The sequence below is a fragment of the Nocardia sp. NBC_00416 genome (genome assembly GCF_036032445.1).
Classification (GTDB): domain Bacteria; phylum Actinomycetota; class Actinomycetes; order Mycobacteriales; family Mycobacteriaceae; genus Nocardia.
Map to the genome: position 1 here is coordinate 1,921,716 of NZ_CP107932.1, position 17,971 is coordinate 1,939,686.

Annotated in this window: 3 protein-coding genes (1 of these 3 running past the window's edge); all 3 read right to left on the bottom strand. The window is 69.7% G+C overall.

Translation table 11 applies throughout. The features are described 5' to 3' along the window. Positions 1-16,801, bottom strand: the 5' portion of a protein-coding gene (locus OG804_RS08275) for a sugar transferase (RefSeq protein ID WP_328395550.1). It extends 15,662 nt beyond the left edge of the window; 16,801 of the gene's 32,463 nt are visible here — the first part of the coding sequence; it begins with the start codon at positions 16,799-16,801; the stop codon falls past the left edge of the window. 145 nt (positions 16,802-16,946) lie between these two features. After that, a complete protein-coding gene (locus OG804_RS08280; RefSeq protein ID WP_328395552.1) occupies positions 16,947-17,438 on the bottom strand; it encodes a YbaB/EbfC family nucleoid-associated protein in 492 nt (163 codons plus the stop codon). Between the two features lie 3 nt (positions 17,439-17,441). Further along, positions 17,442-17,756: a hypothetical protein gene (locus OG804_RS08285; protein ID WP_328395554.1), complete on the bottom strand. Its 315-nt coding sequence runs from the start codon at positions 17,754-17,756 to the stop codon at positions 17,442-17,444. Positions 17,757-17,971: the final 215 nt, after the last annotated feature.

A 17,971-nucleotide genomic window follows, 5' to 3' on the forward strand; every position in this document is an offset into this window, starting at 1 on the left:
CCTGATGCCCGGCGGCGATCGCGTCCCGCACCGCCTGCTCCGGATCGAAGTCCGCGCGATGCCCCTGGGTCTCCAGGATCTCCTTCAGGTAGGCGTGGGCCACATCCGACGCGATCCGCGCCGCCCGATCGCCGTCCTGCGACATCGATACCCCGTCGCACACCACGACCACACCGGCCGGCCGGCCGCGCACATCGACGACATCGATGGCGAAGGCGTCCTCGTTGGCATGCCCATGGCGAGCGACATTGCCGATATCGCTCACCGCCGCAATCGAACCCAGGTCCTTCTCGACGCGCGGCGGCGGCTCGCCCGGCGGCGGCGCCCGCCCCGCGACCGAGCCAGGAGATTCACCGACGGCGAAGTCCTCGGCGGTGCCCCGGTGCACGACGGTCCCGTCCGGGCCGGGAAGGTCCACCGGGCGTCCGTTGTTCTCCAGGAACAGCCCGTAGACCACCGACTCCGCATCCCCGTCCCGTGGCACGAAATTCCGCACGTCCCGGCCCGGATCGCGCAGCTCGACCCGGACCACGCCGTTCTCGACGTGGCGCACCAGCACCAGCGCGTGGCCCAGCCGGCCGCCCTTGCCGGTGTGAGTCGGCTGGAAGACCATCACGCCGATTCCGTTGCCGCTGCCGGGATTCTCCCGATCCAGCTCGGCTCCCCACGCCAGCAGCCGATCGTAGGCTTCGCCGAGACCGGACATCCGCTGCGACCGCACCACCGGCCGGTCGCCGGCCATATGTGCTTCGAGCTCACCGACCATGATTCCGGTGTCGGGATCGACAGCGCCGATCCCGATGTCCGTGCGTCCGGTGACCAGCGCGACATTGTCGACCGCCGCACTGCCGCACTGGTTGCGCAGCGGCTCCGGCGCATTCGGCTTCCGGTAGGGCACGACGCCGTCGGACTGCGCCGGCCGCGCGGTGCGGGGCGCCGCCTGCCCGGCTTCGGCCAGCACCGCGTCGATCCGGCCCTCGATACCGGCCAGCTGCACGGTGAGCTCGTTGAACTCGACGGTGTCACCGTCCAGGGCATCGAGGCCCATGATCTGTTCGGCCACCGCCAGCAGGCGGGTTCGCTTCCGCTTTCCACCCAGATGTTGCGACACTTGCCGCACCTGATCGGTGGTGAGGTTCGAAGGCATCTCACCGCCGAAGAGCCGCTCGACCGATGTCGTCTCGCCGTGGCCGAGGCCGGTCTTCAACTCCTGTTGCAGGCGCTCCCGCAGTCGAGCCACCGCACCGGGCCGCTGGGCACGCGCACCCCAGTCCCGCGTATCCAATCCGACAAGGGCGGCCATAGCACGATCGCGCCGCCCGATGGCGGTGCGCCGTCGCGCCACCGCTCGTTGTGCCCGGAACAGGTCATCGAGTTCTTCTGTCAGTCGGCTCAACGAGCGCTGTCTGCTCAGAGCATCCTGATAGCGGACAACCGTCTGGAGCAGATCGCCCGATTCGGTGTACCGCGCGTAGAGCAGGCGGACGCGGGCCGCGTGCGCGTCGGCGCCCAGCTCCCGGATCAGGCTGGGCACAACCGTCTGCGGCGATCCCGTGCCCAGTTCGATCTCGGTCGGATCCAGGCCCAGCGCCTCGGCCAAGTCCCGCCGGGCGCGGCGGCGCAGGTCACGTAGTGCGTCCGCCCGGTACGGCAGCACCCCCAACGCCCGGGCGTCATCGGGGAATCGCGCCAGATAGGTATCCCGGGCGGCGGCGAATTCCGTCCACGCCGCCAGCGGCCCGGATGCGTTCTCCGCCACGGTGGTCAGCAGCGTGCCGAGACCGTTCGCCCGCGCATCGGCGCGGACCAGCGCCTGCACGAGCCGGATCACGCCGTCCAGGTCGCGCAACCGCTCACCCGCCCGGATCACCGCCGGATCGCCGCCCAGTATCCGCAGTTCGGCCAGCCGGTCATCGACGATCGCCGGGGTCATCTCGGTCCGATCGCCGAGCCGCTGGGCAAATTCCGCGGCCAGCCGGGCACGGATGCCGAGCAACCGGTCCAGGTCGCCGAAGTCCACCGCGCGCGGATCGACGTCGAACTCCGCGAATTCGGCTGCCCTCGTCGCGATCGCGTCGCGGACCTCCTCACGTCGCTGCTCGGCGGCGGCCTGCCACTCGGCCGCCCGTTCCGGAAACTCCTCCGGCCCGGCCAACGCACCGGGCTCCGGCTCGGGCAGCGCGATCGACATCATCGTGTCGATCGTGATGCGCGGGGCGTGGGCGCGGTTCCACGTCAACTGCCATGTCCGCAGATCACGCAACGCGGTCCGCGCGATTGCGCCGCCGTCGAGATGTGCGACGACCTGCACCGACGGGCCGGGATCGCCTCCGCTCGAATCTTGGTGGAATTCCCACGACGCGATCACGCCGTCGATATCGCGCGCCAGCTGGTGCCCGGCCTCCACCTCGGTGGTGTCCGGCGCGATGTGAACAACGAGCGCGGTGGCGGGGTCCCGGCTGCCGGGTGAACTCGCGACGCCCCGCAGCGTCTCCGATACCGACTGCTGGGAGCGGCGGCCCATCGAGTGGACCTCGAGCCGCGACGCCCGGACGCTACCGGACACGACGGTCAGGCGACCGTTGTGCTCACCTCGCGTGTCGTATGAGAGCACGAACACCGGGCCGCCGGTCTCTTTCTCGAGGTCGGCCAGCGCCTGCAGCTGTTCCCGCAGCGCGATCAGCCTGCGCCGCTCGTCGGGGAAGAGCCGGCCGTCGCGCTCGCTGTCTTCCAGTGCGGCGAGTTCGGCCGACATCAGCGTCCGGTTGGCCGTGTCCCGCACCGGCCAGGGCACGCCGTCGGTATCGGCCAGCGCTTCCGGCAGCTGTTCGGCCAGCACGGCCTGTTCCCGCGGACCCAGCTGATATCGCCACCGCTGCGCCACTGTTCCGGCGGCGAAATCGGCATCGACGTCCCCGAACACCGCAGCCCACAGCAGGATCGCCCGGTCCCTGGCGACGGGATGCACCCGCGCTGAGCCCCTGTGCAGCGCGTCCTCGACGGCGCGGATCTCGTACTGAAGTTGCTCGAATTCGTCGGCGGCGTAGACCAGCTCGTTCAGGAGGAGGAGTTCTTCGGCGTCCGTGCGCAGGTGCCCCGGCGCCAGCGGATCGGCCTCCACCGCGTCCCGAACTCGCTGAACTTCGTCCGGGCCCCACTGTGACCCCAATTCGTCACCGAACAGCTCGATCATCCGCTCTTCACCGAACTGCTCCGTGAGCTGCTCCGCCAGCTGCTGCTGGCGGCCGGCACGCACACCGTGCAGGCGACGCGCGCGCCGCTCGGTCGGCATCAGCTCTTCGGGAGCGATATGGAGTTCGCCGCCCAGCCGCCGGATCCGCTCGTCGAACTGCTCGGCTCGATCCCTGCTCCGGCTCAGCTGCCCGGACAGGTCGTCGAGCTCACCGGCCTGCGCCGCCAGCCGCCGGAACCGCTCCTCCCAGCGGCGATGCCCCGCACTGTCGGAGCGATGTGCATGCGCCTCGCGCAGTCCGATCTTCAGCGTCGCGACAGCACGGACCAGAACATCGGCGGCGATGAAGGCTGTGGCGTGACCGATCACCTCGTCGAGGTCCCGCAGACGCGCGGCCACCGTGCCGCTGTGGCTGTCAGCAAGTTCCCGCACCCTGGCCGGTGTCAGAAGTTCCGGTCGGCTCTCGCCCAGCTGCGCCGCGAGCTCGGCGCACAACCGCCGACGCAGGCTGCGCAGCCGCGCCACCTCTTCGGGTCCGTGGCTCTCAAGCTCGAATGGATGGACGTTGAAATCCCCGCCCTTACCCCGCAACGCCGTGCGGGAAGCCCCCAGCCGCTGAGCGGCAGCCGCTGCGGCCGCGGCCAGATCCGGGCCGAGTTCGCGGCCGGCCGGCCCCCGCGCGACAGTGTGCACCGCGTCCGGGTCGAAGGCGGGGAAGCGGAAGCGTTCCTGATGCGGCGCCAGGCGCGCGTCGGCTATCGGCACCATCGTGGCGCCGGGCCCGTGGAAATGGAACTCCGGCAGTGCCCGGCCCGGGTTCTGCCGGCGCCAGGTTTCGATGAGCTCGGCGAGATCGGCCGCCAACCGCTGCCGGTCGGTGCCCTGCCACACCACCGTGGCCACCGTCAGGTCGGGGTGCTCGGCGGTGACCCCGCGGTGATAGTCGTCGGCTTCCCTGAGGCCGGCTTCCAGTGACGTCGGTGTCGCACTCGACGATTGCACGAACACGGCGATCCGCTCGGCAGCGTCGAGTCGGCCGTCCGCGATCATCACGTGGCGTGTGGTCGCGTCCGGGTTCGTCGTCACATCGTGCGACAACACCTGGAGCAACGCCGCTGCCGTCGGCCGCTCCGACCGGCCGGGCCCACTCGAAACCGCCGATATGGCTTCGGCCTCCGCCAGGACGATGCACTGCGCCAGGGTGAGTTCATAGCTGTTCCCGAGCAACTCGACGACGCCGTGCAAACCCCGCAGACTGCCCTCGGCACGCTCGGCGAAGGACAGGTTCGCGGAGCTCGCGGCGGGCCTCGGACGCATCCAGGCCAACGCCCGCTTCTCCTGTGGCGACAAACTCACCCACCACGAGGAAAGCCAGTAACTCGCGCCGAGTGGACCGCCGGCGGACTTCATCAGCCGCCACCAGGCAGCGACCCGGAGTCGCCGCTGCCGATCGGCCAGGCGGAGCGGGGGCTTTTCGCCGGGACCGGTCAGGATCCGCGCCGCGTCGACCCGGTCTTCCAAACGATCGGCCGCGCGGCGCAGCATCTGGAAACTCTTGCGGTCGGCGACCAGTTCGGTGCGCCGCGACGGTCCGGCGCCGGTGCGCACCGCATCCGACGCCACGATGCGCTGCACCAGATCATCACTGTCGGCGGCGGTGTAGTCACCCGCGTACCTGAACACCGCGACCAATTCCAGCGTGCCGTCCCGGCCGTAGCGTTGGGCCGCGAAGTGTTCGACGGCTGATTCCATGGCTTCGGCCGACCGGGGCCCCGCGGTCACCTGCCAGACCACATCGTCGGCGGGAACCGCCGGATCGTCCCCGGCGTCGGTGAAGGCGAGGACAACCCGCCCGCGCGCACTGTTGGGCTCCGGATCACGGTTGTAGGACAACAGGTGCGCCACCGCACCGCGACGTTTCGCCCGCTGATCGGCCTCGGCCAGGATCTTCCGAATCGCGGTGAGTTCGCGCCACCGCTGTCGCCGGTCGAAGTCCATGCTCCCGGAACGGGATTCGAGCTCGCGCCATTCATCTTCCAGTGCAGCCCGATTAGCGGCATCGCGGACCGAACGCGGAATCCCTTCCGCTTCCCCGACGGCGTCCCGGCACAGCGCCGCGAACACGGCCTTCTCCGCGTCGCTCGAGCCGCGCCACAGTTCGGCGTTGGCCCGCGCCCGATCCTCGACCTCCGCGTCGGTGGCGGCGAGCCGGTGCAGCATCTCGTCCTGATGCCGCAGCATGTTCCGCCGCAGCACACCCTGGACCTCGGGCGACGGCGGTCCCCGGGCCGGCGGCAGCTGACCGATCGGCCCGTCCGGCGCCACTTCCGCGACATCGATCAGGCGATTGCCCTCGACGTACCGGATCAGCGATCTCCCCGTGCGGTCGACAGCGACGCCGACTACCCGGGATACGTCCGACTCCCGCTCCTGTAGCCACCCTTCGACCTCCTCCGCGCCCTTCCACTCCCTTTCGACGCCGGCGACCCTTTCCCGGACCACCACTTCGCCGTCTGCGCTTAGCTCCACCTGGAACGCGTGCCAGCCCGCACCAGCGAATCCCATGGCGCCGGCAACGGCGCCGCCCGCGTTGACACCTCGCCGCCCCACGGACTCGACGACCTCGCGCAGCGTGCCGAAACTCTGCCAATCGCCTTGCACCGCCGCGGCGAACGTCTCCTCGTCCACCCCGTACAGGTCGATCAGCGGATTGTCGGGCATCCCGGGTATCGACAGTTCACCGCGCGACACCCGCGCCACGAACTCGGCCATCGACTGCACCACGAACGGGGCGCAGTTCATCGGGCCGCCGCGCAGCACGGCCGGTACGGCAGCGGGCCAGTTGTAGCTGGCACCGCCGTCGACATCCATCGAGGCCGGATTCGCCACGGCGGCGATCAGCGCCGCGTGGAGGCGGTCGCGGTCGGCCCGCGCGGCTTCGTTCTCGACGAAGACGCTGACCATGTCGTCCAGCACCACATACCGCTCCGCCACCGCGCGGACGTACGCATGCTCGGCGAGGAGACTGTCCGCGGGATCCGCCAGCAGCGCCCGCACCCGCGCGGGCCCGAGTTCGGCACGCGGGATCCGGAGCCAACGCGACAGCCGCAGCTGCTCCCGGTCACGCTTACCGGCCAGTTCGGCCAGCGTGGTAGTCGGCGACACATACGTCTGGGCCCGCTCACCCACTGACTTCACCAGATCGTCGTTCTCCTGAATCCGGCCTTCGGTGCGCCGAAGCTCCAGCGCCCGGTCATGGAGCCGGCGCAGCCGCCCCAGCAGATGCCGATACCGATCGCTCAACCGCTGACGTTCCACGGCGACTTCGTGTAGTTCGGTCAGCCCGCGATAGCGTTGCTCGGCGGTGGCCCGGTCCCGCTGCGACGCCCCCTCCAGTTCCGCGCGCGCCTGTTCCCGGGCACGTTCCAGGCTCCGGACCTCGTCCTTGCGCCCCGGACGCAGCTGCTCGATATCCTGCGGGAATCGCATCAGATGTTCGTCGCGGAGTGCGGAATACCGCTCCTTCGCCACCGCGATCTCGATATACGCCCGGCGTTGCGCGGCTTCCAGTGCGCGAACGTCTCGGATTGCCGTCATCGTGGCGAGAGCCGGACCGGCTTTCTGGATCAGGTAGTCGAGGTGCCGCAACTTCACGAGGTCATCCAGTGCCGCATGGCCCTCGAAGTCGGCGATGAGTCGCCCCATCCGGTCCGGCGCCAGGTCCGCGAGCGCCAGATCGAGCCGTGCCGCCAATTCCGCACGCAGCTGGACGGCCGTGTCGCGCAGTCGAGCGAGCACCCCCATATCCAAAGCGAGCAGGTCGACGTCGAACTGTTGGTAATTCGCGAACTGCAGCGAGCCGAGTTGGTTCGCGAGCTGTGTCACCAGGTGGTCGTGATACCAGAGCAGCCCATCGCCCACCGTGAGGTCGGAGAGGCGTACTGGGTCGATTTCCCAGGTCGAGGACTCCAATCCGGAATCCAGCTCGTCGATCAGCTTGTCCAGCCGGGCTGTCTCATCGATCACCTGGAGCAGCCCGTCGAGCTCCAGGAATCGGGTGACCAGCTCCGCTTTCCGGTTCGCCCACAACGCCTTCGACAGAGCCTCCAGATAGTCGGATACCGCGGCATCGTTCTCCGGCGGTTTCGGTAGCCCCTGACGCGGCGCCATCTCCGTCAGCTCGTACCGGGACACGGGCGTGGTCGGATCCAGGTCGAGGAATGCGCCGAGCTCCAGTTGTGTCTCCCACAACATGTCCCGCAAGCGGGCCACATTGTCCTTGTCGGGGCGGAAATCCCCGGGCAGCACTTCGTATTCGACGCTGTCGATGTGATTGCCGCGCACCCACAACGGGCCGACCAGCGTCTTGTTGCGGGCCAGCCGCTCCTCGGCTTCCTGGATCGCTTGGGCCGCCGCCTCGAGTCGGGCAGCCTCGGTGAGCAGCGGCTGGAATTCGTCAGCCGAGGCGACCCCCTGATCGATCTGCGCCCGCGCGACGGACACCTTGTATTCCAGCGCGCGCATCCGGCGAATCCGCCTATCGAAGGACTCGATGTTGTTGACCGTCAACAGCAGGTTGAAATGCCTGATCAATTCGACTTCCGCCGCGGCCAACTCCGCGGACTTGCCGGTTCGCCCGATGAGTTTCGCGAGCTCGCGCCGCAGCCGGTCATCGCTGACCAGCTCGTCGCGTTCGATGCCGAGCAACCGCGCCAGATCATCGCGCGCGCGGGCGAAGCGGCCGTTCCACTCCCGCCGCGTATCCGAGTCCGGGAGCAGGAGTTCGGCGACGTCCACCTTCTGCTCCAGCTCCGCCTCGAACGCCGCGCACATCTCGACCAGGCCGGCGTGGGCCGATTCGCGTAGCCGCTGGGCAGTCAGACGCATCCCGGCCAAGGCATACTCCAGGTCGCGCCCGTCACGAGCGTCGCCGTTCCGGACCGGCACATCCAGGGCGGTGTCCGCGACGGTGGGGGCGGCCCTCGACGTCAGCGGCCGGGACCGCGGGGCGGGCGGCACATCCTTGAAAGAAGAGCCGTTACGCACCACGAGTTCATCGAAGACGACGGCGCGTGCCGTTTCCGCCCCTTGCTCATCGACGATGAAGCGGAATACCCGCCTCCATATCTTTTCCCCCGGGGTCGCGATCAGACCCTCGAGGTCGTGTGCGATCCGCCTCGTATCGCGCCCCTGCACCACGACTGCCGCGTATTTCCCCTCCGACCCCTCGCGCATTTTCAAGTAGTCCGCCGCCCGCTGCAGACCCATCCGCAGGGCCGCCGGAGTGGCAGGACCGTCCAGCACGACCACTCCCACTTCGTGAGCGGATCCGACGTCTCCGATCGCGGCGAACTGCCGCCCGGTATTCCCGAGATCACGCAGATCCAATGCCACCGCGGAGACCTTCGGACTACCTGCCAGCTGCGCGTCCGACCATTGACCGGCTTCTGCCAGCACCTGCGCCGTGGCCAGCAACTGGGCCGCGCGCAGGTGTCTGCCGCGGGCCCGCAAGTCGGCGGCTTCACGAACGAGCATCCGCAGGTTCGCCTCGTGCCGCCACTGATGCGCGACTCCGTCCAGGCCCGCGATGCGCGCCGGCATCACCCGCACCAGCGCCCATTTCACGTCATCGGTCAGCGCATTCCACCACTGCGCGACCTGCCCGACCTCGGAGCGATCGATCTCCAGTGACATCGCGACCCAGGCCTGTTCGGCGAGCTCTTGCTCCCGGGCGGTCGGGGCGATGTCCCGCTCGGCGGGCGGCAGCTCCGCCGGCGCGTCGCTACGGCCGACGCGCAGATCGGCGGGCACGCGCTCGGGTTCGGTGCCGATGGGCGTGGGGAACCGCAACGCCCGGCCGTTCGGTTCGAGGAACAGCCCCCACAATTCGGGACCGTACAACTCGTTGACCGGATCGTCCGGGTCATCCAGGTCGACGGCGCGGAAGATGCCCCGCCCCGGGTCGCGCAGTTCGATCCATGAGCTGCCGTCGCCGCGGACGTGTCGCACCAGCCAGAAGGCGTGGCCGACGTCGCCGTGCGGGCCGGTTCCGGACACGGTCGGGTCGAACAGCAGCACCGACATCCGATTTCCGCTGCCCGGCTGGTCTTGCCGCGATGGCGGGGTCGAATCCTGGAGCTTCCCCCAGTTGTCCAGGATCCGGGCCATTTCGCGGACCCCGCCGAGGCGCCGGGCCCGACCGCCTACGACGTCCTCGATATCCCGGACGAACGTCCCGCCGGCGCCGGTACTCGCCGGCATCGGCAGGTCTCGACCGGTGATACCGCGAACATCCGCCGCCACCTGCGGCCAGCACAGGTTGAGTTCGTGCGCCCACGGCAGTGATTCGAACGGCGCCACCGCGGCATCCGCCGCAAGACCCGGCGGCGGCAGCCGGTGCAGGAACTTCCGGCCCACCTTGTCGATATCCCCGGTCGGGCTCTGCAGATCGCTCACCGACACCGACCAGCCGGGCGCGGCTCCGGCGAGCTGCCGCTCCAGTCCCCGCAGCGCGGCCGCCGCCGCGTGGTAGCCCCCGATCGCCGCGGCCAATCGGGTGTTGTTCCGATCCCAGTCGGGGAAACCGTAGCGCTCCGCGGATTTCATCAACTCCCGCACCCGCGCCACTTCGGGTGAAGGCCGAGACGACTGCAGCTCTGCTATATCGGCGTCCACCGAGCCGGCGACGGTGCGCAATGTCCGCAGTGCGGCGAGCCACTTCCGAGTGGCGGCGGCGTGCTCGCGCAACAACTCGCGCACGTGCGGTTGCCGCCCCGGATCCTGCGTCAGGGCCGCCAGTTCGACGAACCGCGAGAGCACCCGGTCCGCCTCGTGATACCGCAGCACCGCCGCCCACAGCGCGACATCGACGCGGGTGATATCTGCCAGGCCGCCGAGCCGCGCCATCCCCTCGAGGGACCGCAACTCCTGTTCATGATCCGCCGACTTCAGCGCCGCCAGGTCCACCGGGATCAGCTCACCGCTGATCAGAGCTTCCATCTTCGCCGCTGCCGCATCGCGTTCGGCGATCACCGCGTCGTAGTCCTGCCGCAGTTCGGCCGGAATATCGAGCTCACGAACCGGTGGGCCCGCGGAATCCGGTTCGGGGGCGCGCGCCAGGCGTGCGTCGCCGGGTGCGACCACCTCGCCGTTCCCGTCGAAAAGGACAACCGAGACGCCCCGCAGCTGCGCGTCCTGCGACGGACGCGGCTCGAAGACCTCCATATGCGCCAGATCGCGGCGGATCCTCACCACCGGCCCGCCGGCGTTCTTGGTCAACACCTCGACCTGGTTGATCCCCATCCGGTATTCCCGGTGCACGACCATGGTGGCGGCGCCGGGCAGCCGCGCGAGCAGCGCGGCCGCTTCGGCCTCGGTCCGGAATCGATGAGTGCGACTCCCCACCGCGTTCTCGAAGTCCGCTCGGGGCCGACCGAACCTGTCCGGACTAGACCCGTGCGGCAGGTCGAGCACCTGTCGGCCGTACCGGTCGTTCACCGCCTGGAACCCGTAACGCATATCGTCGGGGAGGGGCGCGGAGTGCGGAAGGCGGCTGGGGCCGAGCAACGCCTTCGGGTCGGTGGACAGCGGCGCCAGTTCGCTGTTCACCCTCGACAGTTCGGCCTTCGACCGGCGCAGCCTATGGGTCAGCTGGTAGGCCGCGACCGGGTCGATACCGGGCTCGACCAATTCGTGTTCGAGACCCATCACCTCGATCGCCAACGCCAACTGACGGTGCGCCAGTGCATCGACATCGGCGATCTGCGCGGCCAACCGCGCGTATTCGACCGTGCCGGGTTCCAGTTCACTCAGCCGGGCCGACGCAGCGAGCCGATCGCCGTGCACGTCACCGGACTCACCCAGCCGGTCATGCCACTGTTGCGCCGGCGGCCCGCGCTCCGGGGGCGGCAGCCGGCCGATGGGACCGTCCGGGGCCACCCGTGCGGCATCGATCAGGCGGTTGCCCTCGACATACCGGATCAGCGGTTTCCCGTGGCGGTCGAAGACGATACCGGCTACTCGCGACACCCCGGCTCCGGTGCGTTCCTGTAACCAGGCGTCCCAGCCGTTCTCGCCGACGCGACCACTCCATTCGCGATCGACGCCGTTGACCCGCTCGCGCACCACGACCGTACTGCCGACCTTCTCGACCTGGAAGGCGTGCCAGCCCCGGGCGCCGAAGCTCATCGCACCCGCGACGGCGCCACCGTACTTGGCGACATGCGTGACGACCTGCCGCAGCGAGTCGAAGTTCTGCCAGTCGCCGCCGAGCGCCCGGGCGAGCTGGTGTTCGCGGACGCCGTACATATCGATCAGGACGCTGTCGGGCAACCCGGGCGCGTCCAGGGGCGACCCGGTTACGCGCAGGACGAACGCCCGCATGGCCCGCGCCACGGCGGGGGCGCAGTTCATCGGGCCGCGCGCCAACGCCTCCGGAAGGTCGGGGCGCTGGTAGCCGGCCAGGTCGAGGCCCATCGGGTTCGCGGCGGCGACATTGCCGACGACCGGGCCGGCGGCGATGAGCTGCTGGTCCAGGGTCCGGACCTGGGCGGTGGCATCGTGATAACGCTGGGCGGCGGCGGCGATGACGCGACGGTCGCGGTTGCGGTCGGTGGGGTCGACCACGCGATCCGGGGCCTTCTCATAGCGCCGCAGCTCGGCCGAGGTACGTTCCGCGGTCCGCAATTCGGCCAGGTCCACCGGGTACCGGGTGGCGACGAAGGCCAGACCGGACAGCGCGGAGGTCCATTCCAGCGTGGCGGTGGCGTGTGCCATCAACAGGGCGTACCGCTGGGGTGACTGTTGCGCCGCTTCCGGTATTTCGTCGAACCTGCCGAGGATGCGGTCGGCTTCCTGGAAACGCACTGTCGCCGCACGTAGCGCCCGGTACTCCGGGGTGTCGGCGAGCCGGTCCAGGGCTCGGCCGTGCCGCGCCGACCGGAGTTCGGCCGGATCCACCGCGGCGGCCTCGGCGAGCCGGGTCAGCTCCGCGAACGCCGCATTGCGCCCGACGACGACCGCCCTATAGCCGTCCCGTAGTTCGCCGAGTTGCACTACTCGATCGTTGGTTTCGTGGTAGAGCCGCGCTGCGGCCCGTAGTTCGGTCACCTCCTCGTCGACGGAGCCTGCAGCGGACCGGTAGCGTTCCACCTCCTGCCAGTATTGATACGACTGCAACGCATCCAGATCCACACCCAGCCGGCCCGCAACCGCGGCCAACTCCGCCGCGGCGCGGCCGTGCCGGACCAGCGCCGCCTGGCGGGTGCGCCACAACCACGCACCACCGGTCTCGATGCTCCCGTCCAGTGCCGCGAGCCGGGCTCCGATATCCCGGATGCGGACGCTGGCTTCGCTGTACCGCTGTGCGGCGTGGGTGAGCATTCGCACATCACGGGCCGGGTCGGCGGGGTCGACCACCCGGTCCGGTGCGGTCGCGTACCGGTCCAGCTCGGCGGCGGTCCGGTCCACTGAGCACAGTTCGCCCAGATCGACGGGGAACTGGCCGGACACATGTCGCAGCGCCGCCAGCGCCGCCGCCCATTCCACCATCTCGGTGGCGTGGGCGTACAACAGGTTGAACCGCTCCGGTTCCTGCCCGGATCGTGCTGCCGTCTCGGCCAGTTCGTCGATCCGGCGGGCGATGCCGTCGGCCTCGTGCCAGCGCGTAGTCGCCGCGCGCACGGCCCGGTGCTCCGGCGAATCGGCCAGCCCGTCCAATACCTGGTGGTATCGATCCGACCGCAACGGCGCCGGATCCAGCGACAGATCATCCGCCAGCCGGGTCAGTTCCTGTTCCGCGGTGTCGCATTCGGCGAGCACGTCGGCGTATGCCCGCCGCATCTCGTCGAAACGGTCGACCATCTCGCCGGTTTCGTGATAGCGGCGCACCACGTCGCGCAGCCGCGCGAGCTCCGGGCTGTCGTCGGGAACCGTCTGCGCGTAACGCTCGAGTTCGGCGGCGTGGTCGGCGGACCGCAGCGCGTCCGGATCGACCGGCAGACCGTCGGTGATCTCGACCAATTCGTCGTTGATCCCGTCGTGTCGCAGTACCGCCGACCGGTAGACCTGCCGCAGCCAATCGGCGCCGGGGGCGACATCGGGGTCCGCGGCCGGCTCGGTTTCGGGTACGTCCGAATCGGTGAGACCGATACGGCCCGCGGCCTCATGGAACTGACTCACCAGCACGCTCAACAGCCGCTGATCCCGCACCGAGATACCCGAATCCGGCTCGGCCACCCGGGCCAGTTCGGCCTCGGCCCGTCGCGCCGACGCCTCCAGCTCGGCCACGTTCACCGCTGGGAACTGCGCGGCGCCGTGCCGCAATTGCCGCAGCGCCGACATCCACCCCAGCGCGCCGGCCGCGCGGGACATGGCCTCGCCGAATGGTTCCGAAGACCCGTCGGGCGCCCCGGACTGCCGCGCCACCGCGGCCAACGGCGCGAACTCCCCCAGCGCCCGGTCGACAGTGCGGTAGCGCCGCACCGCCGCGCTCAGGGCTCGGTCGGCGCGGGTCGGATCCGCCGCGTCGACCTCCCGGTCCGGCGACGCCGCGAACTCGTCCAGCACCTGCTGATAGTCGTCCGACCGCAATCGCGCGAGGTCCAGCGAGAAATCCTCGGCCAGATTCCGCAACTCGGCCAGCGCCGCCGCCCGCTCGCCGAGAATCCCCGCGAAACCCCGCCGCATCGCGTCGAAACGATCGACCATGCCGTTGACTTCGTGAAACGCACGCACCGCTTCGGTCAGGTCGGCGAGGTCCGCCCGGCCCGATGCACCCAGCTGGGCGGCCAGCTGCCGCAGCACCGGCCGGAAGTCCGGCGACCGCAAGTCCGCGACAGCGACCGGCCGCGGCATCCGGCCCGCGACTTCCTCCAGCCGGGTCGCCGCCTCGTCTCGCCGCGCGACCATGGACTGATACACGGCCTGCAACCACGCGGCCGCGTCCCGGCGCGCCGCCGTGTCCGGGACCGTCCCGGCACCGTCCCCGGACTCCTCGTCCTCCTCCTGGTTACTGCCCGAGCCCGCCGCCAGCGACGGGGTCAGCAACTCACCGGTCGGACCGTAGGTGATGACGAAGGTTTTTCGGACATCCGGCGCGTTGTCCGGGTCGAACTCGAACGGCGGACCGATCCGCGGATCATCCACCATGATCCGGTCGCCTTCGTTGTACATCACATAGGCGTGCGCCCCGACATCGTTCGGACCGAACCGGCCGCGCTGGCGATCGACCACGAGCACGGTCGCGCCGTCGCCCAGATCACGCAGCTGCTGGGCCACCCTCGCGTGCGCCGACATCCGCCTACGGCCCCGCATCGGCATCAGGATCCCACCCGCATGACCCTGCAAGTCGCGCTGGTGCATACCATTCGACCCGACCTCACCCGGCACGGGCACAGTTACCAAGGGGTTACCCGTCCGCTCCGCAACGCGCGCCAACGAGAACCGCCCACATTGGTTGTCCACATCGGGAACGACGTTGTCCGAGTCCGGGTCCGAGTCCGGTTCCGGCTGTGGCCGGTTCGCCTCGTCGTCGCCGGAGGGCTGCCGGGTCGGGTCGTCGGGGTCTCGTGGCGCCGCCGGATCGGGCTGCGAGCCGGTGTCGTCCGGGGTCTGCGGCTGGGCCGGTTCGGTGACCCCGTCGTCGGCCCGGGTCTGTTGCGCCGCGCTGTCCGGTGCACCTTCGGCACGCGGTGCCGCACCGACGTTCTGCGGTGCCGCATCGGGCGCGGCCCCGGCGCGCGGAGCGGCCGTAGGCGTTTCCGGGGTGGCGGGTTCGCCGGCTGAGGGCGAGGTCGCGGCACCGGGATCCGCGTCGGCGTCCGTGGTGTTCCGGGTCCGCGCGGAGCTGCTGTCGCCCGTCCGCGCCGCGCTGCCGGAGCGGCTGCTCTCGCCCGATCGAGCGGCCCCGGCAACGCCCGCGGCCGGTGTGGTGGAGGTCGTGTTCGACGACGACGCCGGTGCCTGCGCTCCCGTCGCCGGAGATCCCGCGGTCGAAGACCCGGTCGGCGAGGTGCCAACTGCCGGAGACCCGGGGGCCGAAGCGCCGGTCGGCGCTGCCCCGGTGGCCGACGGAGAGTCGGCCCCCGGGCTGCTGTTCGCGTCGCCGATGACGGCGGACGCGGCGGGGTCACTGGGCGTCGCACCACCCGACGGCGCTGCGCCCGGTGCGGCCCCGCTCGGTGCGCCGCCCTCGGATGACGCACCGGCTGCCGCCACGGAACCGGCGCCGTCGGGCGCTGCGGCGTCGCCACGGGCTGCCGAACTCGCGGGTGAATCCCCCTCTGCGGTATCCGCGGCCGCTCCGGACTCCGGTCGTTTCCCCTCGGCCGTATCCTCACCCGTCGTCTCGCTCCGGGTAGCGCCCGATCCGGTATCGCCGGGCTGCGCCGCCGCGTCATCGTCGCCGGTCGCGGAGTTCTCGGCCCGCGCGCCTGCCGCCGCGGGCTCGGACGACGCCCCGCGCGCCGCACTCGACCCGCCGGAACCCGACGCCGCGGCAGCCGGCGACGCGGCAGTGTCATCGCCTGCCGGCGCAGTGTCATCGCCCACCGGCGCAGTGTCATCGCCCACCGGCGCGGTGCCATCGCCCACCGGCGCGGTGTCGTCCGAAGGATCGCCCGGCATCTGCCCGATCCGGGTGCCGACCCGCATACCCCGCGGGATAGGGCCACCGCCGTAATCCGAGTTCCCCCGCCACCCGTGGATGATGCTCGGGCCCATCCCGCCCAGCGCGCCGCCCACCCAGGCATACGGATCGAACTCCCAGCCGCCGCCGCTCAAACCGGTCGCCGCGTAGGCCGTGGCCTGACCACCCAGCCCCGCGCCCGCGCCCATCATCGACCCGCGCAACCCGCCCTGCCAGCCGCTCTCGGCCAGCGGCAACCGGTGCAACACTCGGTGCAGCAGATGCCCGGTCGCACCGCCGCCCGCGCCCGCCACCCCGGAAATCCAGGCGTTCTGCCCGATCTGGCCCCAGTCGAGCTTCTCCTGATAGTTGCCGTGGATCAGCGCCCATTGAACGGCCATCTCCTGTGAGGTGCCCTGGAACACCTCGACGAACGCTTCCTGCACCATTTCGTAGATGAACTTCGCGGTGATGCTCGCCGCCTCGGCCGACATCCCCGCACGCAGCAGAATCGACTCGATCGCGCTCGCGAGCCGGCCTCCCAGCATCCGGAAGAAGATATTGGCCTGGCCGATGGCAAATGCTTCCTCGAACGGCGCACCGGGCCCCAGCAGTGCCGCCTGCGCCAATTCCAATACCAGCCAGGCGAACCCGATGATTCCATTCAGTTTCTGCGAAACGATCTGTCCCGCGAAACTATGGGTGGATTCGGCGATGTTGTCGTAGAACTTGGGCAGACCCGCGGCGTCCTTGCGGAGCTGTTTCAGTGCCTTCAGGTTCTCCTCCGCGCCCACGCCCGCGGGATAGCCCTTTCGCGCCTGGTCGATCGCGTCATCGAGGTTGTCGAGCTCGGCGCGCGCACGTTTACCCAGATCGGTGAAAGCCCAGGACTGCTTTTTGACGACATCCTCGTTGATCCGCGGCCACGCGGCGCCCGCGACCCATTCCAAATGAGTCGCCCATCCGGGAATCTCTATCGCCACGGCGTCACCCGCCCGGAATACCCCTCAACCGAAGCGAAGCAGGGAGCGGCCCACCAGTAACCCGTCATAGGTCCCGGCGCTCGGTCGGGCGACGGGGACCACACGACGGAGCGGCGAGGCAGTCGGCGAACAGAGACAACCGCGGTCACCAGCTCTTGTCGGTGACTCCCGAGGTCGGACCCGGGCGGTCTTCGACGTCGGCGAACTCCATCTCCGGAGTTTCCGCCTCCAGCCGGTCAGGGGAATTCGGCGGTGTGGTGGGCACCGGCACCCGCGCCGGACGCAAACTCTCCAGGTCGGGCATCCCCTCGACCAGGTCCGAGAGTTTCGGCATCCGTTTCCGGTGTTCTGCCAGCGGTTCGGTGAGTTCCCGGCTTCGGCGAGCCACTTCGGCCGCCGCTTCGAGCGCGGCGCTGGTGACTGCTTCCGCGATCTCGCTGTAGCTCAGGTCGGAGACATTGTCGGCGAATAGGGTCTCGATCACCGCGCCATTCGCATTCACGGTCACCGTGACCCGCTGCTCCTGTACCGATGCCGTCGCGGTGAGCCGCGCCCGCTCCTGCTGGAGCCGGACGACCGTCTTCATCTGTTGCTGAAATTCTTCCAGTACAGACGCTAGCTCCGGTTCCGCATCCACGTCCTAAACCGCTTTCGAGATCTCGGCGCCCGACGCGTCATCGGTCCCCGACAGCAATTTCGCGGCCTGATACTGGCCTTCGGAATAGGAACCGGATGTGGTCGACACATTCTTCGTCGCCTGGATGACCCCGGCCACCCGGGTTTTCAAACCCTCGTCCCCGTCCATGAACTTACGGCCGAAATGATCGTCGCCGACAGCCGCCTTCAGGTCGGCAAGGACATCCCTGGCATCAGCAGCGATAGCGGCGAAATTGGCCTTGATGGCATCCAGGCTGTCACCGGCCTCTGTCAACAGCTTCGCGTGCTGCTCGATCATCGTCTACGCTGCTTCCCTCAGTTTTCACCAATGCCTGAGCAACATTCTGGCACACACCCTCCGATCCGACACACAGCCTCCAACCCTCCACAAGTGGGAAGCCGCCCCGCTGGCGCGGTCGAGGACCGGCAACATCCACATACCTCCTGCCCCGGATCCGGTGGCGATGCGTCACACTCCCGGGCACCTGTGCGACTTGCCTCCGATCCCGGTCG